This window comes from Clavibacter michiganensis subsp. tessellarius (assembly GCF_021922985.1).
GTDB classification, from domain to species: Bacteria; Actinomycetota; Actinomycetes; order Actinomycetales; family Microbacteriaceae; genus Clavibacter; species Clavibacter tessellarius.
Genome location: NZ_CP040788.1, coordinates 1875986 through 1896784 on the forward strand (window position 1 = coordinate 1875986; position 20799 = coordinate 1896784).

At 73.3% G+C, this 20799-nt stretch carries 22 protein-coding genes and 1 tRNA gene; 7 read left to right on the plus strand and 16 right to left on the minus strand.

The window, feature by feature from the left end; all coding sequences use genetic code 11:
• Positions 1 to 76 precede the first annotated feature (76 nt).
• The 3 genes from FGG90_RS08630 to FGG90_RS08640 all read right to left on the minus strand — a co-directional run bounded on the left by FGG90_RS08630 (position 77) and on the right by FGG90_RS08640 (position 1440).
• Complete coding sequence (locus tag FGG90_RS08630) at positions 77 to 295, minus strand: cold-shock protein (RefSeq protein ID WP_094128018.1); 219 nt, start codon at positions 293 to 295, stop codon at positions 77 to 79.
• 207 nt (positions 296 to 502) lie between these two features.
• Positions 503 to 1078 (minus strand): LytR C-terminal domain-containing protein, encoded by a 576-nt coding sequence (locus FGG90_RS08635; RefSeq protein ID WP_094128015.1) that lies wholly within the window; start codon positions 1076 to 1078, stop codon positions 503 to 505.
• A gap of 32 nt (positions 1079 to 1110) precedes the next feature.
• Complete coding sequence (locus tag FGG90_RS08640) at positions 1111 to 1440, minus strand: DUF3263 domain-containing protein (protein WP_237583273.1); 330 nt, start codon at positions 1438 to 1440, stop codon at positions 1111 to 1113.
• Positions 1441 to 1665: 225 nt separating this feature from the next.
• Between FGG90_RS08640 and msrB the strand changes: the two genes are divergently transcribed.
• Positions 1666 to 2067, plus strand: coding sequence for a peptide-methionine (R)-S-oxide reductase MsrB (gene msrB / locus FGG90_RS08645; protein ID WP_043673531.1), 402 nt, complete (start codon positions 1666 to 1668; stop codon positions 2065 to 2067).
• Between the two features lie 5 nt (positions 2068 to 2072).
• Positions 2073 to 2660 carry a nitroreductase family protein gene (locus FGG90_RS08650; protein ID WP_094131429.1) on the plus strand — a complete coding sequence of 196 codons (588 nt, stop codon included), beginning with the start codon at positions 2073 to 2075 and terminating at the stop codon, positions 2658 to 2660.
• A 12-nt stretch (positions 2661 to 2672) separates the two neighbouring features.
• Here FGG90_RS08650 and FGG90_RS08655 read toward each other — a convergent pair.
• Positions 2673 to 2745: transfer RNA gene (locus FGG90_RS08655), tRNA-Thr, on the minus strand.
• Positions 2746 to 2792: 47 nt separating this feature from the next.
• Positions 2793 to 3704 (minus strand): DsbA family protein, encoded by a 912-nt coding sequence (locus FGG90_RS08660; RefSeq protein ID WP_094128011.1) that lies wholly within the window; start codon positions 3702 to 3704, stop codon positions 2793 to 2795.
• Positions 3705 to 4019: 315 nt separating this feature from the next.
• Here FGG90_RS08660 and FGG90_RS08665 point away from each other — a divergent pair, with 315 nt between their 5' ends.
• Together FGG90_RS08665 and FGG90_RS08670 are read left to right on the plus strand one after the other, a co-directional pair.
• On the plus strand, positions 4020 to 5120 hold the full coding sequence (locus tag FGG90_RS08665) for an ABC transporter ATP-binding protein (protein WP_086517714.1): 1101 nt from the start codon (positions 4020 to 4022) through the stop codon (positions 5118 to 5120).
• Between the two features lie 98 nt (positions 5121 to 5218).
• The gene (locus FGG90_RS08670) at positions 5219 to 6523 is read left to right on the plus strand and encodes a DUF4032 domain-containing protein (protein WP_094128009.1); all 1305 of its coding nucleotides are present in this window, start codon (positions 5219 to 5221) and stop codon (positions 6521 to 6523) included.
• 72 nt (positions 6524 to 6595) lie between these two features.
• Here FGG90_RS08670 and rlmB read toward each other — a convergent pair whose 3' ends face one another.
• The 4 genes from rlmB to FGG90_RS08690 form a co-directional block, all read right to left on the minus strand.
• On the minus strand, positions 6596 to 7654 hold the full coding sequence (rlmB, locus tag FGG90_RS08675) for a 23S rRNA (guanosine(2251)-2'-O)-methyltransferase RlmB (RefSeq protein ID WP_094128003.1): 1059 nt from the start codon (positions 7652 to 7654) through the stop codon (positions 6596 to 6598).
• Positions 7644 to 9095 carry a cysteine--tRNA ligase gene (gene cysS / locus FGG90_RS08680; protein ID WP_094128001.1) on the minus strand — a complete coding sequence of 484 codons (1452 nt, stop codon included), beginning with the start codon at positions 9093 to 9095 and terminating at the stop codon, positions 7644 to 7646. Before cysS ends, rlmB begins: the two co-directional genes overlap by 11 nt.
• 83 nt (positions 9096 to 9178) lie before the next feature.
• Complete coding sequence (gene ispD, locus FGG90_RS08685; protein ID WP_094127991.1) at positions 9179 to 10411, minus strand: 2-C-methyl-D-erythritol 4-phosphate cytidylyltransferase; 1233 nt, start codon at positions 10409 to 10411, stop codon at positions 9179 to 9181.
• Between the two features lie 86 nt (positions 10412 to 10497).
• Positions 10498 to 10980 (minus strand): CarD family transcriptional regulator, encoded by a 483-nt coding sequence (locus tag FGG90_RS08690; protein WP_045529466.1) that lies wholly within the window; start codon positions 10978 to 10980, stop codon positions 10498 to 10500.
• A gap of 165 nt (positions 10981 to 11145) precedes the next feature.
• Between FGG90_RS08690 and FGG90_RS08695 the strand changes: the two genes are divergently transcribed.
• Positions 11146 to 11712 carry a hypothetical protein gene (locus FGG90_RS08695; RefSeq protein WP_094127989.1) on the plus strand — a complete coding sequence of 189 codons (567 nt, stop codon included), beginning with the start codon at positions 11146 to 11148 and terminating at the stop codon, positions 11710 to 11712.
• A gap of 96 nt (positions 11713 to 11808) precedes the next feature.
• Here the strand turns inward: FGG90_RS08695 and FGG90_RS08700 are convergent, their stop codons facing one another.
• Both FGG90_RS08700 and FGG90_RS08705 read right to left on the minus strand, forming a co-directional pair.
• Positions 11809 to 12489 carry a response regulator transcription factor gene (locus FGG90_RS08700; protein WP_063071375.1) on the minus strand — a complete coding sequence of 227 codons (681 nt, stop codon included), beginning with the start codon at positions 12487 to 12489 and terminating at the stop codon, positions 11809 to 11811.
• Positions 12486 to 13649 (minus strand): sensor histidine kinase, encoded by a 1164-nt coding sequence (locus FGG90_RS08705; protein ID WP_094127987.1) that lies wholly within the window; start codon positions 13647 to 13649, stop codon positions 12486 to 12488. Before FGG90_RS08705 ends, FGG90_RS08700 begins: the two co-directional genes overlap by 4 nt.
• 205 nt (positions 13650 to 13854) lie before the next feature.
• Here FGG90_RS08705 and phoU point away from each other — a divergent pair, with 205 nt between their 5' ends.
• Positions 13855 to 14508: a phosphate signaling complex protein PhoU gene (gene phoU, locus FGG90_RS08710; RefSeq protein ID WP_012039182.1), complete on the plus strand. Its 654-nt coding sequence runs from the start codon at positions 13855 to 13857 to the stop codon at positions 14506 to 14508.
• Between the two features lie 102 nt (positions 14509 to 14610).
• Here the strand turns inward: phoU and FGG90_RS08715 are convergent, their stop codons facing one another.
• Entirely contained in the window at positions 14611 to 15366 is a 756-nt protein-coding gene (locus tag FGG90_RS08715) for a phosphoglyceromutase (RefSeq protein WP_094127984.1), read from the minus strand.
• Positions 15367 to 15401: 35 nt separating this feature from the next.
• On the opposite strand from FGG90_RS08715, the gene FGG90_RS08720 reads away from it, so the two are divergent.
• On the plus strand, positions 15402 to 16220 hold the full coding sequence (locus tag FGG90_RS08720; protein WP_094127983.1) for a class I SAM-dependent methyltransferase: 819 nt from the start codon (positions 15402 to 15404) through the stop codon (positions 16218 to 16220).
• A gap of 26 nt (positions 16221 to 16246) precedes the next feature.
• Here the strand turns inward: FGG90_RS08720 and FGG90_RS08725 are convergent, their stop codons facing one another.
• From FGG90_RS08725 to FGG90_RS08740, 4 genes are all read right to left on the minus strand, one after another.
• On the minus strand, positions 16247 to 17623 hold the full coding sequence (locus FGG90_RS08725) for a zinc metalloprotease (protein WP_094127981.1): 1377 nt from the start codon (positions 17621 to 17623) through the stop codon (positions 16247 to 16249).
• A 190-nt stretch (positions 17624 to 17813) separates the two neighbouring features.
• The gene (locus FGG90_RS08730) at positions 17814 to 18935 is read right to left on the minus strand and encodes an FUSC family protein (protein ID WP_094127979.1); all 1122 of its coding nucleotides are present in this window, start codon (positions 18933 to 18935) and stop codon (positions 17814 to 17816) included.
• The gene (gene ygfZ / locus FGG90_RS08735) at positions 18919 to 20073 is read right to left on the minus strand and encodes a CAF17-like 4Fe-4S cluster assembly/insertion protein YgfZ (protein ID WP_094127976.1); all 1155 of its coding nucleotides are present in this window, start codon (positions 20071 to 20073) and stop codon (positions 18919 to 18921) included. Before ygfZ ends, FGG90_RS08730 begins: the two co-directional genes overlap by 17 nt.
• On the minus strand, positions 20063 to 20662 hold the full coding sequence (locus tag FGG90_RS08740; protein WP_094127972.1) for a heme-binding beta-barrel domain-containing protein: 600 nt from the start codon (positions 20660 to 20662) through the stop codon (positions 20063 to 20065). Before FGG90_RS08740 ends, ygfZ begins: the two co-directional genes overlap by 11 nt.
• Positions 20663 to 20799: the final 137 nt, after the last annotated feature.

The following is a 20799-nucleotide window of genomic DNA, read 5'->3' on the forward strand; positions in this document are numbered from 1 at the left end:
CGGGCGCGGGGAAGGGGACGCGGGAGGCATGCGCGACGCCGCCGTCCGGGGACGGCGGCGGCGCGGGAGAGCGGAGTCAGCCCAGGGTGACCTTCTCGGCCTGCAGGCCCTTGGACCCCTGGCCGATCTCGAAGACGACCCGCTGCCCCTCCTCGAGGACCTTGTAGCCCGCCATCTCTATCGCCGAGTAGTGGACGAACACGTCCTGCTGGGCGGCGCCGCCCTCGACCGGGTCCACGGTGATGAATCCGAACCCCTTCTCCCCGTTGAACCACTTCACGGTTCCGTTGGCCATGTGCTTCTCCCAGTGCGACTGCGCGATGACGGGGGCGCGGTGCCGCCACCCCCGGGTCGACCGCGGAGCCCGGCATCGGCCCCGCGACACGCCCTCGGACGGCGGCGTGCGGAGCCGGGCGCGAGGGGCATGCGACCAGGCAGCACGATAGCCAGGCCGGCGGATCCGGGGCCCGGTTTCCCCACGGGTGCCCGACCCGGACGACGCCTAGCCGCGGGCCGCGTAGTCCGCGCCGAGGACCGCGGTGAGGCGCGCCGCCTGCGCGGCCGGCGTGCCCTGCGCCGGGCGGAACTGCTCCGACTGCTGCACGTCGCCGACGCCGAGCTGCGCCACGAGCCCCCGCGCCGCGCCCTCGTCCGCGGCGTCGTAGTAGTAGACGGTCGTCGTGGCGATGTCGTTCGTGCTCGCGTTGAGGCGGGATCCGATCTTCCAGCCGCTGGCCTGGATCGACGTGGCCGCCTTCGCCGAGAGGCCCGAGGTCCGGGTGCCGTTGAGCACGGTCACGACCATGCCGGGGACGGTGGTGGGCGCGACGGTCGGCGCCTCCGTCGGAGCCGCGGCCTCCTCGGAGGCGCTGTCGTTCGGGATGATGTCGGTGAAGGACACGCGGTCGTCGATGACGAACAGGCCGACGACCCCGAGACCCACGAGGAGCCCCGTGGCGAGCGCCGCCCAGGCGAAGGCCCGGAAGCGGTGGTGGCGAGGACGCGGGGCGCGGTGCGCGCCGACGCGGCTGAGGTCGCCGGGGACGTCGTCGAACCGGTCGGGAGCGTGGGAGGGCATGGCGGTCTCGAGTCTCCTCGGTAGGGCGCGGGTCAGCGCGCGGTCGGGCGGTTCGGGAGACCGGCGGGGAGGGCGCGCGCGGCGCGGGCCGCAGCACGCGTCTCGCGCAGTCGGAGCAGCCGGCCGACGAGGAGCGGGTCGTAGGCGAGCGCCGGACGCGTCTCGATGAGGGCGCCCAGCAGCTGGTAGTAGCGGGTGGCCGAGAGGCCGAAGGCCTGGCGGATGGCCTCCTCCTTCGCCCCCGCGTGCCGCGTCCAGTCGCGCTCGAAGTCGAGGACCGCGCGGGCCCGGTCGTCGAGCTCGGCGGCGGCCGACTGCTCGGGCGCGGGAGCGGTGGCGGAGCGGGCTTCGCGGTGGTCCACGGCATGCTCCTTCCCCGACATCCCCCACATACTAGGTGCGGGATCCTGGGCGCCTCGCGAACGCGCACGGGGTGTCCCGCCGGGTGGCCGACGTCGCGATCCATTCGCGCTGCGCGGGGGACGCATCCCCCCGCCCGAGGAATCCTCCGGACGTCGCGACGGTTGACCAGGGAGGCGCGCTGGGACGCCGCCCCTAGGATCGACCAGCGAGAAAGGACCCGCACCATGGCCTACGAGATCGAGAAGACCGACGACCAGTGGCGTCAGGAGCTCTCCCCCGAGGAGTACGCGGTGCTGCGCCAGCAGGCCACCGAGCGTCCCTGGACGGGCGAGCTGCTGGATGAGGACCGCACGGGCGTCTACGGCTGCAAGGCCTGCGGCGCCGAGCTCTTCACGAGCGACACGAAGTTCGACTCCCACTGCGGGTGGCCGAGCTTCTACGCGCCCAAGGAGAGCGACGCGGTCAAGCTCTACACCGACACCAGCCTCGGCATGAAGCGCGTCGAGGTCGTCTGCGCACGGTGCGGATCGCACCTCGGGCACGTCTTCGACGACGCGCCGCAGACCCCCACCGGCGACCGGTTCTGCATGAACTCGGTCTCCATGTCGTTCCGCACCGCGGAGTGACCGCCATGCCGCGGCACCGGGCGGGCGGCGACGCCGACCCGACCGGGCCCGGCACCCCCGTCCTCGACGCGCTGCGCGGGCGACGCTCCCGCTCCTCCCTGGGCGGGGCATCGCCGTCGCACGAGGACCTCGTCCCGCTCGTCGAGGCCGCGTCCCGGCTGGCCGACCACGGGGGCCTGCGGCCGTGGCGGGTCATCGAGATCCGCGGGGCCGCACGCGATCGCCTCGGTGCCGCGATGGACGACGCCGCGGGAGACCCCGGATCCGGCAAGCACGGCAAGAAGGTCCACCGCGCGAGCCTGCTCGTCGCCGTGGTCGTCCGCCGCACGCCCAGCCGGAAGGTCCCGGACTGGGAGCAGGAGGCCGTCGCCGCCGGCGTGGCCCACGCGCTCACGCTGCTGCTCGAGGAGCAGGGCTGGGGCGTCTTCTGGCGCACCGGGGGCCTGACGCGCAGCGACGCGCTCCGGCACGTGCACGGGCTCGTCGACGGGGAGGACCTGCTCGGCTGGCTCTACGTCGGCGACGTGGAGCCGGAGGGCAAGGGGCCGCGCTCCGTCGTCGACGGCGATCGGATGATCACCGTCCTCGACTGAGGGGCCGCCTCGAGCCGGCCACGGGACTCGAACCCGTAACCGCCGCATTACAAGTGCGGTGCGCTACCAATTGCGCCAGGCCGGCCGACCGCCCTCGCGGGCCGTCGATCCATCATAGGAGCCGGTCGGGGCCTAGGGCGCGGTGGTGGGGGTGGCCTCGGGTGCGGGCGTCGGCGTGGACGTGGCGTCCTGACCCGCGGCCTGCAGCACGAAGGCCGCGAACGCCTTGGCGTCGTCCGGCTGTCCCGTGTACTGGCGCTCGCCGACGACGATGACCGGGGCGCCGACGACCTTCTCGACGTTGGAGTCGGGGATGTCGCCGTCGAGGACGCGGTCGGTGGCCGCGTTGACCCACGACTGGAAGCGCTGCTCCGAGATGCACTTCGCCACGTCGTCCGACGAGGCGCCGGCCTGACCCGCGAGCTCCGTGATCCGCTCGTCGCTGAGGCCGGTGCTCTGCTCCGCCGGCTGCTCCGCGAACAGGGACCGGTTGAACGCCCAGAAGTCGTCGGGCGAGGTGTCCGCGACGCAGGCGGCCGCGTTGGCGGCGCGCTGCGAGTAGCCCTGCGACTTGCTCGTGAGGATGGCGACGGGGTGGACCTCGACGGTGGCGGCGCCGGACTGCAGCCAGCCCTCCATCTGCGCGCCGTTGGTGTCCTGGAACTCCTTGCACGCGGTGCAGAGGTAGTCGACGTAGACGCGGATGTGGGCGACGCCGGCGGCCTCGGACTCGGTGGGGACCGGATCCTGCTGCGGGTCGAGCGCCTGGGTCGGGACGGCCGCGAGGTCCTTGCCGATGAGGATGCCGTCGCTCGCCATGTTCTGGGGACCGGGGCCCGCCGGACGCGCGCCCTGCACGACGATGAGGCCGACCACGACCACGACGGCCACGAGCGCCACCGCGATGCCGCCGCGGACGAGGCCGCGCGTCGCGACGTCGCGACGGCGCTGCTTCCTGCGGTTGAGCCGGGCCTTCTCGCGCGCCGCCTCCCGGCGTCGACGATGACCGCCGTGCGGTTCGTGCGCGGGCGGCGTGCTGCTCATGGATCCTCGCTCAGGGGAATGGGGACGTCGGGCGCGGGCGGGCTCCCGCACGACCTCAGGACTCTAGGCGGACAGCCTGGGAAAGCGATGACGTGGCAGCGCGAGGAGGTCGTCCGTCCGACGATACAGGCTCGGCGGCGGCGGTCCCCAGGTGGGGAATAGCCGCCGATCCGCACCATGGCGCGCTTCCCGGTCCCCTGGCCTCGTGCAATACTCATCGGGTGGTCGTCGTCGCCCACAGCGATGAGCCATGAGCATCACATCCATCACCACGGATCGTCGGGCACGTACCTGCCCGTGAAGGAGAACACCGAAATGGCATCTGTAACTTTCGACAAGGCCACGCGCCTGTACCCGGGCTCCACGCGCCCCGCGGTCGACCAGATCGACCTGGAGGTCGCCGACGGCGAGTTCCTCGTCCTCGTCGGGCCCTCCGGCTGCGGCAAGTCGACCACCCTCCGCATGCTCGCGGGCCTCGAGGAGGTCAACGACGGCAACATCTTCATCGGCGACCGCAACGTCACGGACGTCCCGCCGAAGGACCGCGACATCGCGATGGTGTTCCAGAACTACGCGCTGTACCCCCACATGACCGTCGCCGAGAACATGGGCTTCGCGCTCAAGATCGCGGGCGTCGGCAAGGACGAGCGGGCCACCCGCGTCCTCGAGGCCGCCAAGCTCCTCGACCTCGAGCCCTACCTCAGCCGCAAGCCCAAGGCGCTCTCCGGCGGCCAGCGCCAGCGCGTCGCCATGGGCCGGGCCATCGTGCGCCAGCCGCAGGTGTTCCTCATGGACGAGCCGCTGTCGAACCTCGACGCCAAGCTCCGCGTCCAGACCCGCACGCAGATCGCGTCGCTCCAGCGCCGCCTCGGCGTCACCACGGTCTACGTCACCCACGACCAGACCGAGGCGCTCACCATGGGCGACCGCATCGCGGTCCTCAAGGACGGCGTCCTGCAGCAGGTCGGCACCCCGCGCGACCTCTACGAGAAGCCCCAGAACGTCTTCGTGGCCGGCTTCATCGGCTCGCCCGCGATGAACCTCTTCACCGCGAACGTCGTCGACGGCGGCGTGCAGTTCGGCTCGGCCGTGGTGCCCGTCGAGCGCGACGTGCTCACGAACGCGACCGGCAACGCCGTCACCATCGGCGTGCGCCCCGAGGACGTCGTCGTCTCCACGACGCAGGGCCAGGGCCTCTCGGTCACGGTCGACCTCGTCGAGGAGCTCGGCGCGGACGGCTACCTCTACGGCCACACCGACATCGAGGGCAAGCGCACCGACCTCGTCGCGCGCGTCGACGGCCGCCTGCACCCGAACGCCGGCGACACCGTGTTCATCACGCCGCAGCCGGGCCACCTGCACGCCTTCGACGCCGAGAGCGGCCTCCGCCTCAACGCGCCGGTCGCCGCGAGCTGACCCCGCCCCACCGCACATCCGCTGCCGCGGTCCCCTCGCTCCCCCGGGAGCGCCGGGGCCGCGGCAGCGGCGTTTCCGCGGTCGGGTAGGGTCGCACCATGGCCGGATCCCTCAACATCACCGCGGCGACGGTCGACCCCGCGCTCCTCGACCTGCCGTGGCAGCTGCCGCTCGACGAGTGGCCGTCCTCGGCCATCGCGACCCTGCCGAAGGGCATCTCGCGGCACCTCGTGCGGTTCGCCAACCTGTCCGGCTACGTCATCGCCATCAAGGAGACGACGGACGAGATGGCGCGCGGCGAGTACGACATGCTGCGCACGCTGCAGCGCCTCGAGATCCCGTGCGTGGAGCCGGTCGCGGTCATCACCAACCGCACGGACGAGGACGGCGACCCGCTGAAGTCGGTGCTCGTCACCCGCCACCTCAAGTTCTCGCTGCCGTACCGGGCCCTCTTCTCCCAGCAGCTCCGGCCCGACACCGCGACGCGCCTCGTCGACGCCCTCGCCGTGCTCCTGGTGCGGCTGCACATGATCGGCTTCTTCTGGGGCGACGTGTCGCTCTCGAACACCCTCTTCCGCCGGGACGCCGGCGCCTTCGCGGCCTACCTGGTGGACGCCGAGACGGGCAAGCTCTTCAACGGCGGCCTGTCCAACGGGCAGCGCGAGAACGACCTCGAGATCGCGCGGGTCAACATCGCGGGCGAGCTCATGGACCTCGAGGCCGGCGGCCGCATCGAGGAGGGGCTCGACCCGCTCGAGACCAGCACGCGCATCGTGGCGCAGTACCGCATGCTCTGGAAGGAGCTCACGGGACGCGAGGAGTTCCCCACGTCGGAGCGGTGGCGCATCAACGAGCGCGTCGACCGGCTCAACGACCTGGGCTTCGACATCGAGGAGCTCGCGATCCGCACGACCGCGGAGGGCTCGCAGGTGCGGATCCAGCCCAAGGTCGTCGACGCCGGGCACCACCAGCGGCGCCTGTTGCGCCTCACCGGCGTGGACGCGCAGGAGAACCAGGCCAGGCGCCTCCTCAACGACCTCGACTCGTACACCGCGGCGTCCGACAAGCAGGACCTCGACGAGGAGATGGTGGCCCACGAGTGGCTCGCCCGCGTCTTCGAACCCGTCGTGCGCGCCATCCCCCGCGACCTCCGCGGCAAGCTGGAGCCCGCCGAGGTGTTCCACCAGCTGCTGGAGCACCGCTGGTACATGTCGCAGAAGATGAACCGGGACATCCCGCTCGCGGAGGCCGTGACCGCGTACGTGCAGGACATCCTCCGCCACCGCCGCGACGAGGCGACGGTCATCGACCCGCCCACGGAGTCGATCGGCGTGATCGAGGACGAGTCCGAGGTGCCCATCACCGAGGCCGAGGCCGCCGAGGACTGGCGCGCGAAGGTGTGACGCCCCGCGGCGCAGGCCGCGGGACGACGACGAGCCGGGACCCCAGGGTCCCGGCTCGTCGTCGCGGTGGGGCTACTTCCGGCCGGCCGCCGCGCGCAGCTTGCCGATCTCGTAGAGCGTGACGCTCGCCGCGATGCCCGCGTTGAGCGACTCCGTGGAGGCGCCGATGGGGATGGAGACGACGGTGTCGCAGGTCTCGGTGACGAGGCGCGACAGGCCCTTGCCCTCGGATCCGACGACGACCACGATCGGCCGGTCAGCGAGCGTGAACTCGTGCAGCGACATGTCGCCGCCGCCGTCGAGGCCGACCACGAAGACGCCGCGCTGCTTGAGCGCCTTCAGCGTCTGCGTGAGGTTCGACGCCATGGCGACGGGCGTGCGCGCCGCAGCTCCGGCCGAGGTCTTCCAGGCGCTGGCGGTGAGGCCGACCGAGCGGCGCTGCGGCACGATCACGCCGTGGCCGCCGAACGCGGCGACCGAGCGGATGATGGCGCCGAGGTTCCGCGGGTCGGTGATGCCGTCGAGCGCGACCATGAGCGGCAGCTGGCCGCGCGAGATCGTCTTGTCGAGCAGCTCGATCGCGTCCGCGTACTCGTACGGCGGCACCTTGAGCGCGAGGCCCTGGTGCACGGCGTCGTGGCCGGCGATGCGGTCGAGCTCGGGGCGCATGACCTCGAGCACGGGGATCCCGCGCCCGGTGGCGAGCGACAGCACCTCCTTGACCCGGTCGTCGTACTCGATGCGCGAGGCGATGTAGAGCGCGGTCGCCGGGATCTTGGCGCGGAGCGCCTCGACGACCGAGTTGCGGCCGGTGACGACCTCGGACTCGTCCTGCTGCTTCGCGCGGCGGGCGCGCGGGGCGTCCGCGCCGGCGGGCCGGTCCGTCGCGCGGGCGCGCGGCGGGGCCTGGCGCTCGGAGCGCTCGTCGCGGCCGCGGTTGGCGCCCGCGGACGCCGCCTCGTAGCGGTCCTTCGCGAGCTTCCGCTTGCCGGCGGGGTGGTAAGGCCGGTCCTCGGCCTTGGGCGTGGGCTTCTTGCCCTCGAGGGCCTGCCTGCCCTGTCCCCCCGACCCCTTGAGCGGGCCCTTCTTGGTCTTGCGTACCGCGCCTGATCGGCTGGGCTTATTCGCCATCGATGCTCCAATGCGACCCGCCGGGCGAGTCCTCTATCGTGATGCCGGCCTCGGCCAGCTCCTGTCTGATGCGGTCGGCGAGGGCGAAGTCCCTGGCCTCCCGCGCGGTCTGTCGCTCGGCGATCCGGTGCTCGACCAGCGCCTGAAGCGCACGGCGCGCGGGCTGGTCGGACGCGGTGCGCCACTCGTCGGCGAGGGGGTCGATGCCGAGCACCGCCACCATCGCGGAGACGTCGGCGCGCTGGGAGGCGGCCTCCTGGAGGTCGCCGGCGTCGAGGGCGGCGTTGCCCGCGCGGACGGCGTCGTGCAGCACGGCGAGCGCCTGCGGGACGCTGAGGTCGTCGTCCATCGCCTCGGCGAAGGCGGCGGGCACGACGGCGGACGCGCCATCCTCCGCGGCGGCGGCCTGGAAGCGCGTGCCCGCGAGGCGGCGGGCGCTGCGATCGAGGAAGGTCTCGATGCGGTCGAGGGCGGCCTCGGCCTCGGCGAGCGCCCCGTCGTGGAACTCGAGGGTCGACCGGTAGTGCGCGGATCCGAGGAAGTAGCGCACGACGACCGGACGGGCCGCGGCCAGCAGGTCGGCCGCGAACAGCGAGTTGCCGAGCGACTTGCTCATCTTCTGGCCGGCGACGGCGACGAGCCCGTTGTGCAGCCAGTACCGGGCGAACGGGTCCCCCGCGGCGCGCGACTGCGCCAGCTCGTTCTCGTGGTGCGGGAAGCGGAGGTCGAGGCCGCCGCCGTGGATGTCGAACTCGGCGCCGAGGTAGCGCGTGGACATGGCGGAGCACTCGATGTGCCAGCCGGGCCGGCCGGCGCCCCACGGGGAGGGCCACGACGCGCTCGCCGGCTCGCCCTGCTTGGCGCCCTTCCAGAGCGCGAAGTCGCGGACGTCGCGCTTGGCGCGCGGGTCCGCGTCGGTCGCGGCCTCCATGTCGTCCGCGCGCTGGCGGGTGAGGGCGCCGTACTCGGGCCAGGAGGCGGTGTCGAAGTACACGTCGCCGGATCCGTCGTCGGCCGGGTAGGCGTGGCCGCGCTCGACCAGGCGCGCGATGAGCGCCTGCATCTCGCCGATGCTCGCCGTGGCGCGCGGCTCGTAGCTGGGCGGGAGGATGCCGAGGGCCCCGTAGGCGCGCGAGAACTCGAGCTCGACGCGGTAGGCGAGCGCCCACCACTCCTCCGTGCCCCCGGCCTCCTGGCCGCGGCGGGCGTTGTCGATGACCTTGTCGTCGATGTCGGTGACGTTGCGCACGAGCGTGACGTCGAGGCCGCGGTACGTGAGCCAGCGGCGCAGCTGGTCGTAGGCGAGAGCGGAGCGCAGGTGGCCGATGTGGGGCGCGGACTGGACCGTCGGGCCGCACACGTAGATGCCGACCCTGCCGTCGACGAGGGGGACGAAGTCCCGGAGGGACTGCGTCTGGGAGTCGTGGAGGCGCAGGGTCACACACAGATCCTAGTCAGCGCACCTCCGCGCCCCCGCCGGGCGACGGCCGGTGCGACGGGCGCGGCCGCCGCGGAGGAGCCGGGTCAGACGCGCTCGACGAGCGCCGTCGCGACCGCGGCGACGCCGTCGCCGCGACCCGTGAAGCCGAGGCCGTCCGTGGTGGTGCCCGCGAGCGAGACGGGCGCGCCGACGGCCGCCGCGAGGATCCGCTCGGCCTCGGCCCGCCGCGGCGACAGCTTGGGGCGGACGGCCATGACCTGCACGGCCACGTTGACGATGCGGTACCCGGCGCCGCGCACGAGCTCCGCGGTGCGCCGGAGGAACACCTCGCCGTGCGCGCCGTCGAGCTCCGGGTCGTCGGTGCCGAAGATCCCGCCGATGTCGCCGAGCCCCGCCGCGGAGAGGAGCGCGTCGCACATCGCGTGGCTCACGGCGTCGCCGTCGCTGTGCCCGGCGAGTCCGGCCTCGCCCGGCCAGTGCAGGCCGGCCAGCCAGAGCGGCTGGGACGCGTCGACCGCGTGCACGTCGGTGCCGATGCCGGAGCGGAGGCGCGAGGCGGCGGAACCGCCCCCCGCTGCGCGCGCGACGAGCTCCTCCGCGCGGCGCAGGTCCCACGCCGTGGTGACCTTGAACGCGAGCGCGTCGCCCGGGATCACCCGGACCGCGCCGCCCGCGGCCTGGAAGAGCGCCGCGTCGTCGGTGTGCTCGGCGTCGGCCGACGCGTACGCGGCGGCGAGGGCGGCGCGCGGGAAGCCCTGCGGGGTCTGGACGCCCACGAGGTCGCTGCGGTCGACGGTGCCGAGGCACTCCCCCGCGCCGCCGACGCGCTTCACGGTGTCGGTGACCGGGAGGCCGGGGACGACGCCGGCGTCGTCGTCGCGGACCGCCCGCGCCACCGCGGCGAAGAGGGAGGTGGGCGTGAGCGCGCGGGCCGCGTCGTGGACGAGGACGGTGTCGACGGACGCGGCGAGCGCGTCGAGGCCGGCGCGCACCGATCCCTGCCGGGTCGCCCCGCCCACCACGACGTCGAGGGATGCCCGGGCCGTGCCCGCGACGGCGTCGACGACGGCGGCCGTCTCCTCGAGGTGCGACGCGGGCGCGACGACGACGACGCGCGCCTCCTCCTCGAGGCCGAGGATCGCGGACAGGGAGCGCGCGAGCAGCGTCGCGCCGCCGACCTCGACGAGGGCCTTCGGGATCCCCGCGCCGAGGCGGGTGCCGCTGCCCGCCGCCACGACCACCACGCCGAGGCGGGGTCCGTGCGGCTCCCCGTCGACGGTCGCGCGGTCGGAGGGGGCGACGGGGTCGTGGCTCATGCGGTCAGGCTACCGGCGGGCCGCCGCACGACGACCGCGGCGGGGGTCCGCCGAGCGCGCCGACCGTCGACCCACGACCGGGCCGGTCAGGACGCGAGGACCTCGTCGAGCAGCGTGGACGCGTGCTCCTCGTCGGTCTTCTCGGCGAGGGCCAGCTCGCCGACGAGGATGCCGCGCGCCTTCTGCAGCATGCTCTTCTCGCCCGCGGACAGGCCGCGGTCCTGGTTGCGGCGCCACAGGTCGCGCACGACCTCCGCCACCTTGAGCACGTCGCCCGACGCGAGCTTCTCGAGGTTCGCCTTGTAGCGCCTCGACCAGTTGGTGGGCTCCTCGGTGAACTCCGCCCGCAGCACCGCGAACACGCTCTCCACGCCCTCGCGCCCGATGACGTCGCGCACGCCGACCATGTCGACGTTCTCGGCGGGGACCTCGATCTGCAGGCCGCCCTGGTTGACGTCGAGCTTGAGGTACAGCTTCTCCTCGCCGCGGATGACGCGCTTCTTGACCTCGATGATGGTCGCCGCCCCGTGGTGCGGGTACACGACGGTCTCGCCGACCTCGAAGATCATGGGTTCCCCGTTCTGTGGACTGCCGATCAGGATACCAGCCGGGTCGGCCGCGCCCGCGGGCCGCCGGCCGGCAGCGCATCCCGTAGGCTGGGCGGGTCAGCTGATACACGCGCGGACGCCCCCGGACGCCCCGGCGCCGGCCCCGTGCGACAACCGGAGGGTCCCGTGAGAGCGCGTACCGCATCGTCCATCGTCCTCGCGGCCCTGATCGCGGTCGGCACGTCGTCCTGCACCTTCATCACGCCCCAGGCCACGCAGATCTCCTACTTCCCGAGCGACGGCTTCGACGCCACGGTCGGCGACATCGAGGTGCGGAACGCGATCCTCCTCACCGAGGGCGGCAGCGCCACGGGCGCGAGCCTCGTCGTCACGCTGGTGAACAACTCGGGCGACAGCCAGCGCGTGTCGTTCCAGCACGAGGTGTCCGAGGGCAGCGCCGACCGCGAGACCCGCACGGTCACGGCGGCGCCCGGGCTCACGAAGTTCGGCGCGGAGGACTCGCAGCGCATCACGTTCGACACGGTCGAGCCCACGCCCGGGTCGCTCACCAAGATCTACATCCAGTACGGCGACGCCGAGGGCGTCGAGATGGACGTGCCCGTGCTCAACGGCGACCAGGAGACCTACACGAACCTGGTGCCCGGCGAGAACGGCTCCACGCCCGACACGACCGTCACCACGACCCCCGTCTCCCCCGAGGGCGACGAGGGCCTCGGCGACTCCACGAACTAGGCGCCGGGCCGCACCTGCGGCAGGGCGCACGACGGGAGGCCCCGTCCCGCGAGGGACGGGGCCTCCCGTCGTCTGCGGCGTCCCCGCCGCGGCGGCCTACGCCTCGAAGCGGTAGCCGAGGCCACGCACGGTGACGAGCAGCACGGGGTCGGACGGCTCGCGCTCGATCTTGGAGCGGATCCGCTTGATGTGCACGTCGAGCGTCTTGGTGTCGCCGAAGTAGTCGGACCCCCACACCCGGTCGATGAGCTGGCCGCGCGTGAGCACCCGGCCGGCGTTGCGGAGCAGCAGCTCGAGGAGCTCGAACTCCTTCAGCGGCATGGCGATCTCGCGGCCGTCGACCTCGACCGTGTGGCGCTCCACGTCCATGCGCACGAGCCCGACCTCGAGGACGTTGAGCGGCTCGTCGTCCACCTCCACGCGGCGGCGGAGCACGGCGCGGATCCGCGCGAGCAGCTCCCGCGTGGAGTACGGCTTGGTGACGTAGTCGTCCGCGCCGAGCTCGAGGCCCACGACGATGTCCACCTCGGAGTCCTTCGCGGTGAGCATGATGATCGGCACCGCCGAGCGCGTGCGGATCTCGCGGCAGACCTCGGTGCCCGGGAGTCCCGGGAGCATGAGGTCGAGCAGGATCAGGTCGGCGCCGTCCTTGTCGAACGCCGCCACGGCCGCGGGGCCGTCCTCGACGACGTCGACCTCGTAGCCCTCGCGCTGGAGCAGGAAGGCGAGCGGCTCGCTGAGCGACGCCTCGTCCTCGACGAGCATGATGCGTGTCACGTGGGTTCTCCGATGTCCGTACCGGCGAGCGCCGGGGTCTGCGATGCCTCGGGGAGGCGGATGGTGAAGGTCGAGCCGCGGCCGGGACGGGACCAGACCCGCACGTCGCCGCCATGATTCTGCACGACGTGCTTGACGATGCTGAGCCCGAGCCCCGTGCCCCCGGTGTCGCGGGCGCGGGCCTGGTCGACGCGGAAGAAGCGCTCGAAGATCCGGCCCTGCTCGTCCTCCGGGATGCCGATGCCCTGGTCGGTGACCACGACCTCGACGGCGCCGTCCTCGTGCATCACGCCGATGCCGACGCGGGATCCGTCCGGCGAGTAGTTGACGGCGTTGCTCAGGAGGTTCGCGACCGCCACCACGAGGAGGGCCTCGTCGCCGTAGACGGTGGTGCGCGAGCGCTTGCCGCGGGCGAGCTCGATGCCGCGGAGCTCCGCGCCGAGCCGCACCTGGTCGAGCGCCACGCTGATCACGTGGTCGACGTCGACGGGCTCCGCCTTCTCCAGCGCGTTGGCCGCCTCGAGCCGCGACAGCTCGATGATCTCCTGCGTGATCCGCGCGAGCCGGGCCGACTCCGTGGTGAGCCGGGCCGCGAAGCGCCGCACCTGCACCGCGTCGTCGGCGCACGAGTCGAGCGCCTCCGCGAGCAGCCCGACCGCGCCGATGGGCGTCTTCAGCTCGTGGCTGATGTTCGCCACGAAGTCGCGGCGCACCTGGTCGAGGCGGTGGGACTCGGTGCGGTCCTGCGCGAGGAGCAGCACGTAGCGGGTGCCGAGGCGGGCGACCCGCACGTGCATCTGGAACTCGGCCGCGCCGAACGGGCCGCGCGCGAGCGACACCTCCTCGGCCATCGGCTCGCCGGATCGCCGGACGCGGTCGACCATGGCGACGAGCTCCGGGTGCACGAGCGCCTGGTGGAAGACGAGGCCGGAGGAGATCGCGCCGGGCGACGCCTTCATCACGTTGTTGGACGGGTCGAGCACGATGCCGGCGGACTCCAGCGCCTCGAGCACCTGGTCGACGCCGTCCGGGACGACCGGGTTGGTGATCTCGACGGCACGGTCGCCGCGGTCCGCCGCGTGGTGCAGCAGCCACACGAATCCCGCGCCGACCGCCAGTCCGATGAGGAGGCAGACGAGCACCAACGCACCGGTGTCCATGCGCCCACACTAGGAGACGGCGTCGGGCGGTCCCGGCCCTCCGCCCGTCGCATCGGGGCCGCAAGTCCGCGAATTCAGCTCGACGGCACCGTGCGTTAACCTCGCATGACCAGAGTCGACTGGACGTGGACCCGGCCCGGGGTCCGCCATGCCCGAGAACCACCCCGCCCCTCCTGCAGCGGGGCGGACTGAGAGGACGTCCCCCATGCGCGAAGTGTTCCAGCAGGAGCTCCACGAGGTGCAGGAGCGTCTCATCGAGATCTCCGCGCTCGTCGCCATCTCCATCGAGAACGCGACGCGCGCGTTCAACGAGTCGAACGTCAGCCTCGCCGAGACGGTCATCGAGCAGGACCGCCGCATCGACGAGCTCGCCACGAGCCTCGACGAGCTGGCCATCAACATCCTCGCGCGCCAGCAGCCGGTGGCCCGCGACCTCCGCATCGTCGTGAGCGCGCTGCGCATCAGCGCGTCGCTCGAGCGGATGGGCGACCTGGCCGAGCACATCGCGCAGCTCTCGCGCTACCGCTTCCCGGACAAGGTGGTGCCGAAGTCGCTCCGCCCCACGTTCCTCGAGCTCGGCCAGCTCGACGTCGCCATCGCCCGCAAGCTCACGGACCTCCTCACCACCGAGGACCCGAAGCTCGCCGAGGAGATCCGCAACGACGACGACCGCATCGACGAGCTGCACCTCAGCGTCTTCGACAAGGTGCTCGGAGAGACCTGGAAGGGCGCGGCCGTCGACACGGTCGACTCCACCCTCGCCAGCCGCTACCACGAGCGCTTCGCCGACCACGCGGTGTCCATCGCGAAGACCGTGCAGTACCTCGCGACCGGCGACTGGGTGCAGGCCGACGCCTGATCCGCGTCCGCCGGCCGCGCGCCGGCCCGCCGCCTCCGCGGAGACATGACGAGAGCCCGACCGGATGATCCGGTCGGGCTCTCGTCGTGCGTGCGGGTGGGCCTACTTCGTGCTGCCCTGCGCGGCGACGGCCGCGGCGCCCGCTGCGGCGGCCTCCGGGTCGAGGTACTCGCCGCCGGGGACGATCGGGCGGAAGCCCTCGTCGAGGCGGTACACCAGCGGGATGCCGGTGGGGATGTTGAGCTCGGCGATGTCCGCGTCCGAGATGCCGTCGAGGTGCTTCACGAGCGCGCGCAGCGAGTTGCCGTGCGCCGTGACGAGCACCGTGCGGCCGGAGGCGAGGTCGGGCTGGATGTCCGACTCCCAGTAGGGCAGCATCCGCTCGATGACGTCCTTGAGGCACTCCGTGCGGGGCAGGTCGTCGCCGAGGTCGGCGTAGCGGGGGTCGGCCGACTGCGAGTACTCGTCGTCGTCGGCGATGGGGGGCGGCGGCACGTCGAACGAGCGGCGCCAGGTGGCGAACTGCTCGGGGCCGTACTCGGCGAGGGTCTGCGCCTTGTCCTTGCCCTGGAGCGCGCCGTAGTGGCGCTCGTTGAGGCGCCAGGTGCGCTGGACGGGGATCCACGAGCGGCCGGCGCGCTTGAGCGCGATGTTGGCGGTGTCGATGGCGCGGATGAGGACGGAGGTGTGCAGCACGTCGGGGAGGATGCCGGACTCGGCGAGGAGCTCGCCGGCGCGCCGGCCCTCCGCGACGCCCTGCTCGCTCAGCTCGACGTCCACCCATCCGGTGAACAGGTTCTTCTGGTTCCAGTCGCTGTTGCCGTGACGCAGCAGCACGAGGGTGCGGGGTTCAGCCATGCCGCCAGCCTACCGAGCGATGGGAGACTGGTCCCATGCCGGGCGCCGCCTCCCCCGTCGGCTCCGTGACCCGCGGGACGACCAACACGAACCGCCTCCGGCGCGTCGACAGGTGGATCGCGACCCTCGACGCGCTGCGCACGGCGGCCGACCCGCTCGTGGTCGACCTCGGCTACGGCGCGAGCGGGATCACGGCCCTCGAGATGCACCGGCGGCTGCGCGCGACGCGGCCGGACGTGCGCGTCGTGGGCATCGAGATCGAGCCGGGGCGGGTGGCGCGGGCGCGCGAGCAGCTCGCCGCGTGGCCCGACGCGGACGCCCGCGAGCGCGTGTCCTTCGTGCGCGGCGGCTTCGAGGTGCCGCTGCCGGGCGGCGAGCGGCCGACCGCGATCCGCGCGTTCAACGTCCTGCGGCAGTACGACGAGGCGGAGGTGCCGGCCGCCTGGGCGCGGATGACGGCACGGCTCGCGCCCGGCGGATCCGTGGTGGAGGGCACCTGCGACGAGATCGGCCGGGTCGCCAGCTGGGTCGACGTGCGCGCCGACGGGCCGCGCAGCCTGACGATCTCGCTGCGGCTCGCGGGGCTCGAGCTGCCGTCGATCGTGGCCGAGCGCCTGCCGAAGGCGCTCATCCACCGCAACGTCCCCGGCGAGCGGGTGCACGGGGTGCTCGCCTTGCTCGACCGGAGCTGGATCCTCAGCGCGCCGCTCGGCGTCTACGGACCCCGCCAGCAGTGGCTCGGCGCGGTGCGGCGGATGCGCGACGCCGGCGTGCCCGTCGAGGGCGGCCACGCGCGCTGGCGGCTCGGCGAGCTGACCGTGCCGTGGTCCGCGGTGGCGCCGAGCGCCTCCTGACCCCCGGGGCGACCGACGCCGGATGTTCAGGACGGCAGCCGGAGGATGCGCGCGACATTCCATCGTGGGCCGGGGAAGTCGGCATCCGATCTCGCGGCGGCCCCGGGCATCGCCGTCATGCCGGACATCCCCGCCATCCCCGCCATGCTCGGCATGATGTCCGACGCATCCGCCGAGTCCGCGCCCCACATCGGGGGCATGCCCGTGGCACGCTGCATGATCGCGCCGGAGGGCACCGATGGGTCCGTGCTCCGTGCGGGCTCCACGGTGGTCCCGTGCGCGCCGCAGGGGACGGTCACGTCCACGGTCGCCCGATGGGCGTCCTCGTCCATGCCCACGACGCGGACCGACATCCCGTGCCGGAGGTCCGCCTCGTCGCCCGGCAGCAGGCGCTGGGCCATGACGGAGGTGTCACCGGGTCGCACCGCGATCGACGTGGCCTCCGGGTGCAGGGGATCCGTCCGCGACAGCTGGACGCCGGAGGGGCGGATGTCGGTGGGGGCCCACGGGGAGTCGTAGACCTGCGCGTACTCCTGCCCGTCGACGACGTCGCGGTACTGCACGAACCAGCTCACCGCCGGATCTCCCGGATCCGCCCACGAGATGATCCTCTGCGCGTCGAAGCCGCTCGACATGGTGCTGATGGTGATGCGGCGCGCGCTCCCGCACGTGGGCACGACGCGGTGCGAGATGAGCCCCAGGCGATCGAGAGCCCCCGCGGTGAACGGCAGGAGCGTGTTCGCCTTGCCCATCAGGTCGGCGTCGTTCCCGTACTCGTCACGTGCGCACGACGCGGGCATGGCCTGCTCGTCGTAGTCCCACGTCTGGGAGCACTGGACCGACGACGCGTGGAACAGCGACATGTTGTGGCCGAGCTCGTGGGAGAGGACGCCCGGGAGGTTGTCGTCGATGAAGGCGAACCCCCCGTCGTTCACGCCCTCGCCCTCCGAAGCGTTCGAGAACCGCTCGCACGATGGGCTGTTCGGCACCATCGCCATGAGGTGCTTGTCCGGCCCCGGCGTGAACCCCGAGTACTGGAGCGCGAAGGCGTTGATGGACGCGAAGTCGTCGCAGCGGACGCTCGGGTCGTCCGGCACCTGCCAGTCGCTGATCGAGGCGGCCTGGATGTGCACGCGGCCGTCGGTCTCGTTGGCGTAGTACGCGTCCACCTGGCTGAGGCGCGTCGCGACGTCCTCGGGCGTGTAATCCGGCTCGATCCCCGGCGGCGCGACGAGGACGGCCGTCACCTCCTCGACCGCGGGCTCGCCCTTCGGGGCCGCGGCCTCGATGCGGTAGGGCGCGGCCGTCGTCCCCCTGCTCGCCGCGGCGGCGGGGGACGCGATGGTCGCGGCGAGCGCGAGCACCGCCAGCGCGCAGGAGGTGGTCGATCTCGTGATGCGCATGATGTCCTGTCGTGTGCGCTGGTGGAGGGAGGAGATCGACGAGCTGCCGGAGGATCACGACGGCGCGACGTCGTCACGCGAGCGCATCCGCGCGGACGGATGCAGCGCGGACGTCCTCGCTGCGATCGAGCAGACCGTAGCTCCAGTCAGACGTCCGTCGGGGGGACACCGCACACCCTGCCTGCGCCCCTCACACCTCCGGGAGGGCTCCTCGCGCCGTCTCCGCGTCGACGCCCGCCGCGACCTGCAGGTCGACGAGCAGCGGGCGCAGCAGCATCACGAGCATGACCTCGCCGACGGGCGCGCCGGGGATGAGCTCGCGCGGGTCGAGCCGCACGGCCACGAGCACGAGGTTCTGCTGCGCCAGCGGCGCGGCCGACGGGTCCGACAGGCTCTGGCCGAGCAGGTTCACGCCGTTCGAGACGGTCGCGAGCAGCTCGGCGAGCACCGGCCGCCGCACCCCGTCGACCACGAGGAAGTCGATGCGCCGCGAGATCACCCGGAGGTTGCGCACCGCGAGGTCCATGCCGTCGAGCACGCGCCGCTGCGCCCGCAGCTCCGCGAGGTGCCGGCGCAGGAACGGCGAGATGCGGGCGATCGAGAGGGCCGAGTCCGCGGCGGCGCTCCACGCGTCGATGAGCGGCTGCGTGCGGCGGAGGCGGTCGAGCGCGCGGTCGGCCGCGGTCGCGTCGCCCAGCCGCAGCGCGGTGACGAGCGACGTGAGCGCGTAGGAGCACTCGGAGAAGACGCGGCGGGCCTCGCGGACGGCCTGCCGGCGCGGGTCCCGCGGGATGAGCGCCGTCGCGAGCAGCGCGACCGCGCCGCCTACGAGCCCGTCGACGCTGCGGACGAAGACGCCGCCGGGCGGCGCGGGCAGGAGCGCCACCAGCACGGCCTGCACCCCCGCGGCGACCGCGAACGCCGCGTTCGACGACAGCAGCCGCGCGACCAGCAGCGTCGCCAGGATGATGACGAACAGCTGCCACGCGCCGCGCCCGATGCCGAGGAGCAGCACCTCGCTGAGCGTGATGCCCACGGTCATGCCGATCGCCGTCTCGAGCACGCGCACGGGCCGCGCGTCGCGCACGAAGCCGAGGCTCGTGATGGTGACGGTGGTCGCGAGCAGCGGGGTGTCGTGGCCGAGCACGTGGTGCGCGAAGGCCCAGCCGCCGGTGGCCGCGATGGCGATCTGGAGGGCGGCGGGCGCGGATCCCCACAGGCGCAGGAGCGCGGCGCGGGGATCCGCCCGGTGCCTCAGGGTGCGGGCGGCACGGCGCGACCGCTCCCGCGCGCGCTCAGCGGCGGACCGCACCGAGCCGCGGCAGGCGGGGGACGTCGGCGGAGCGGCCGGCGTCGGTGGGCACGATGACGTCCTGCGCGGCCTGCACGCGCACGTCGTCGGCGACGACCTCGAGCTGCGCGGCGGGATCCACGTTGCGGCGGACGACGGCGAGCGCGACCGGTCCGAGCTCGTGGTGCAGGGCGCTCGAGGTGACGGCGCCGACGACCTCGCCTGCCGTCCCGTCGGCGGCGGCGGGGAGACGCACGTCGGATCCGCCGCCGGGGAGGACCGCGTCCGACCCGTCGAGGTGCAGCAACACGAGGCGGCGCGGCGGCCGGCCGAGGTTGTGCACCTTGGCGACCGTCTCCTGGCCGCGGTAGCAGCCCTTGCTGAGGTGGACGGCGCTGCGCAGCCAATCGAGCTCGTGCGGGATGGTGCGGTCGTCGACCTCGGTCGCGAAGCGCGGGCGCCACGCGGCGATGCGGAGGGCCTCGGCGGCGAGCATGCCGGCGACCGGCAGCTCCCCGGCGGCGGCTCGGGCGACGAGCGCCGGCAGCTCCTCGCGCGGCACGAGCCGCTCGCTCCAGGTCCAGCCGGCGGCCGGATGCGCGGACGCCGTCGCGTACTGGTGCCCGCCGGGAGCGACGTGCGTCCAGGGGTCGCGCCACACGAGCGGCACGCCGGCGGGCGCGGCGACGGGCAGGTCGGGCTCGCCGAGCGTGCCGATCACTGCGAGCTCCGCCGTGCGGTCGGCGGGCTCGACGCGCAGCATGAAGCGCATCCGCTGCAGGTAGGCGAGGAGGGCCGCGGCGTCGCCCGCGCCCAGCAGGAGCCACGTGCTGACGCCGTCGTCGAGCACGCCCACCGCGTGCTCGAGCCGACCGTTCTGGTCGAGGAAGAGCGTCTCGGCGGAGTCGCCCGGGGCGAGGCCGCGGAGCGACTGGCTGGTGATGGAGTCGAGCCAGGTGAGGCGGTCCTCGCCGGTGACGGAGAGCACGGCGCGATGCGAGAGGTCGACGACCGCGGTGCCCGCGGCGAGCGCGCGCTGCTCCGCGACGAGGGACCCCAGGTGCGCGGGCACGCCCGCGTCGGGGCCCTCGGACGCGACGGCGCCGGGGAGGTCGAGGAACGGGGAGCGGGGGACGGCGGGATCCGGGTCAGTCGACATGCGCCACCCGCCCGGAGGCGTGCGTGCGCAACGGCTGGCCGAGGGCCGCGATGTCCCACGCCCACAGGAGGTCGCGCTCGACGAGGCCGTAGAGCCGGGTGGCGCCCGTGTACTCCTTCGCCCCCTCGGTGCGCAGGACCGCGTCCGTGGCGAGGTCGATGCGCGCGCTCTTCACCTGCCCGACGTAGAGCTCGCTCACGCCGCCGGGGTGCACGAGCGCGACCTCGACGTCGAAGCCGCCTTCGGCGTTCCGGAGCGTCTCGACCTCGTCGGCCGTGGTGAAGGGGCGCTCACCCGTGGGCGGCAGCATGGCCGGCCCCGGGTCGCCGTCGGTGACCCGGCGACGGAGGCGCCAGTACCCGGTCTCGGTGACGAAGGGCACCGGGCCGTCGTCGCCCTCGAGCCAGGCGTAGGAGGAGTAGTTGAGGTGCGGCAGGCCGTCGTGGCTGAAGCTGATGCGCTGCCCGAACTCGCGGCGGACGACATCGTCGCCGACGGCGTACTCGATGACCCCGGACCCCTCCCAGACGCCGAGGAGCCAGGAGAGCGGGACGAGCTCGGCGGGGAGGCCGGTGGGGATCTCGATCATGCGGCGCGCGGTCAGCGCTGGCCGCGGAAGAGGTTGTAGACCACGACGAGCGACACCCAGCCGATGGAGAGGCTCGCCAGGACCAGCAGTCCGGTGAAGAAGAGTTCCAGAGCAAGCAGCGACGACATGACCTCAAT

What these genes read in the sequence shown, in the direction of transcription:
- ygfZ (WP_094127976.1), bottom strand. Translation starts at nt 20,073, where the DNA reads ATGTCGACTGACCCGGATCCCGCCGTCCCCCGCTCCCCGTTCCTCGAC.
- FGG90_RS08720 (WP_094127983.1), top strand. Translation starts at nt 15,402, where the DNA reads ATGCCGGGCGCCGCCTCCCCCGTCGGCTCCGTGACCCGCGGGACGACC.
- FGG90_RS08690 (WP_045529466.1), bottom strand. Translation starts at nt 10,980, where the DNA reads ATGATCTTCGAGGTCGGCGAGACCGTCGTGTACCCGCACCACGGGGCG.
- phoU (WP_012039182.1), top strand. Translation starts at nt 13,855, where the DNA reads ATGCGCGAAGTGTTCCAGCAGGAGCTCCACGAGGTGCAGGAGCGTCTC.
- FGG90_RS08660 (WP_094128011.1), bottom strand. Translation starts at nt 3,704, where the DNA reads ATGAGCAGCACGCCGCCCGCGCACGAACCGCACGGCGGTCATCGTCGA.
- FGG90_RS08670 (WP_094128009.1), top strand. Translation starts at nt 5,219, where the DNA reads ATGGCCGGATCCCTCAACATCACCGCGGCGACGGTCGACCCCGCGCTC.
- FGG90_RS08715 (WP_094127984.1), bottom strand. Translation starts at nt 15,366, where the DNA reads ATGGCTGAACCCCGCACCCTCGTGCTGCTGCGTCACGGCAACAGCGAC.
- FGG90_RS08705 (WP_094127987.1), bottom strand. Translation starts at nt 13,649, where the DNA reads ATGGACACCGGTGCGTTGGTGCTCGTCTGCCTCCTCATCGGACTGGCG.
- ispD (WP_094127991.1), bottom strand. Translation starts at nt 10,411, where the DNA reads ATGAGCCACGACCCCGTCGCCCCCTCCGACCGCGCGACCGTCGACGGG.
- msrB (WP_043673531.1), top strand. Translation starts at nt 1,666, where the DNA reads ATGGCCTACGAGATCGAGAAGACCGACGACCAGTGGCGTCAGGAGCTC.
- FGG90_RS08665 (WP_086517714.1), top strand. Translation starts at nt 4,020, where the DNA reads ATGGCATCTGTAACTTTCGACAAGGCCACGCGCCTGTACCCGGGCTCC.
- FGG90_RS08630 (WP_094128018.1), bottom strand. Translation starts at nt 295, where the DNA reads ATGGCCAACGGAACCGTGAAGTGGTTCAACGGGGAGAAGGGGTTCGGA.
- rlmB (WP_094128003.1), bottom strand. Translation starts at nt 7,654, where the DNA reads ATGGCGAATAAGCCCAGCCGATCAGGCGCGGTACGCAAGACCAAGAAG.
- FGG90_RS08725 (WP_094127981.1), bottom strand. Translation starts at nt 17,623, where the DNA reads ATGCGCATCACGAGATCGACCACCTCCTGCGCGCTGGCGGTGCTCGCG.
- FGG90_RS08650 (WP_094131429.1), top strand. Translation starts at nt 2,073, where the DNA reads ATGCCGCGGCACCGGGCGGGCGGCGACGCCGACCCGACCGGGCCCGGC.
- FGG90_RS08740 (WP_094127972.1), bottom strand. Translation starts at nt 20,662, where the DNA reads ATGATCGAGATCCCCACCGGCCTCCCCGCCGAGCTCGTCCCGCTCTCC.
- FGG90_RS08635 (WP_094128015.1), bottom strand. Translation starts at nt 1,078, where the DNA reads ATGCCCTCCCACGCTCCCGACCGGTTCGACGACGTCCCCGGCGACCTC.